This window comes from Novosphingobium sp. B-7 (assembly GCF_000410615.1).
Lineage (GTDB): Bacteria > Pseudomonadota > Alphaproteobacteria > Sphingomonadales > Sphingomonadaceae > Novosphingobium > Novosphingobium capsulatum.
The window spans coordinates 237-1,540 of record NZ_KE148423.1; the positions used below are offsets into that span (position 1 = coordinate 237).

Here is a 1,304-nt window from a genome sequence, read left to right on the forward strand (position 1 = left end):
AGCAATGGCTATTGCGTCCCGACCGCCTCTGCAATGCTTGTCATGCCTTCGGCACGCACGCGGCGGGCGAGGCCGGTGATGATGTGCTGCGCCAGCCGGGGGCCATGATAGACCATGCCGCTGTAGATCTGGATCAGGCTGGCCCCAGCGCGGATGCGCTGCCAGGCATCTTCGGCACTGGCGATGCCACCCACGCCGATCAGCGGAATGGCGCCGCCCGTGGCGCTGCGGAACGCACGCAGCATTTCCAGCGCGAGGGGCGCGAGCGGCTTGCCGGAAAGACCGCCGGTTTCGCCGGCATGGGCCGAACGCAGGCTGGCCGGGCGAGTGATCGTGGTGTTGCTCACGATCAGGGCATCGAGCCGCTTGTCCATCGCGATGCGGCAGATCGCGTCGATATCCGACCGTTGCAGATCCGGCGCGAGCTTGAGGAAGATCGGCGTCTTGTGCGGCGCGCGCGCGGCGATCACCGCATCGAGCAGATCGCCCAGCGCGCTTTCATCCTGCAACGCGCGCAGGCCCGGCGTGTTGGGCGAGCTGATGTTGACCGTGAGATAGGTGGCCAGTGGCGCCATGATCCGCGTCATTTCCGCGTAATCGGCCACGCGATCGACCGAATCCTTGTTGGCGCCGATATTGGCGCCCAGGATGCCGGGCTTGCCCAGGCGCTGGGTCAGGCGCCGGCTGACCACTTCGGCGCCGTGGTTGTTGAAGCCCATGCGGTTGATCACCGCTTCGTCCTCGACCAGGCGGAACAGGCGCGGGCGCGGGTTGCCGGCCTGGGGCCGCGGGGTGACCGTGCCGATTTCGACAAAGCCGAAATCCAGCCCGAACAGCGCGTCGGCCACTTCTGCGTTCTTGTCGAACCCTGGGGCCAGGCCGACCGGATTGGGGAACACGATCCCTGCCACGCGCTGCGCCAGCGCAGGCTCCGGCGCGGCGCGGCCGCCGGCCGGCGCCATGGCCAGCGCGCGCAGCGTCAGCGTGTGTGCGGTTTCTGCCGGCAAACGAAAAAGCAAAGGACGTGCAAGACGATAGAGCATTAACGGGCCATGCGTTGGGTGCGGTCGGGGAAGGGCTTCCTATTGCGGGCCGCGCGCGCGCCGCCAAGCCGCAAAACACGCTTGGCATGGTTTAGTGTCGTGAGGTGGGGCGAAAACTTTTCCGCTGTGGCGCGGATGCCACCGATTTTGTCGAATCCATACAATCAGGGAATCGACCTATCGCTTAGGTCCGCTTTGCGACCCGAAGGGCTCGGTGCAGTGATGTATCGGGTTCTCCACTTTACGGCGGGTTTGGCCCTT

Annotated in this window: 1 protein-coding gene; it reads right to left on the minus strand. The window is 66.0% G+C overall.

Annotated elements, in window-relative coordinates; all coding sequences use genetic code 11:
- Positions 1 to 8 precede the first annotated feature (8 nt).
- Positions 9 to 1,043 carry a quinone-dependent dihydroorotate dehydrogenase gene (locus tag H926_RS0118410; protein WP_022677612.1) on the minus strand — a complete coding sequence of 345 codons (1,035 nt, stop codon included), beginning with the start codon at positions 1,041 to 1,043 and terminating at the stop codon, positions 9 to 11.
- Positions 1,044 to 1,304: the final 261 nt, after the last annotated feature.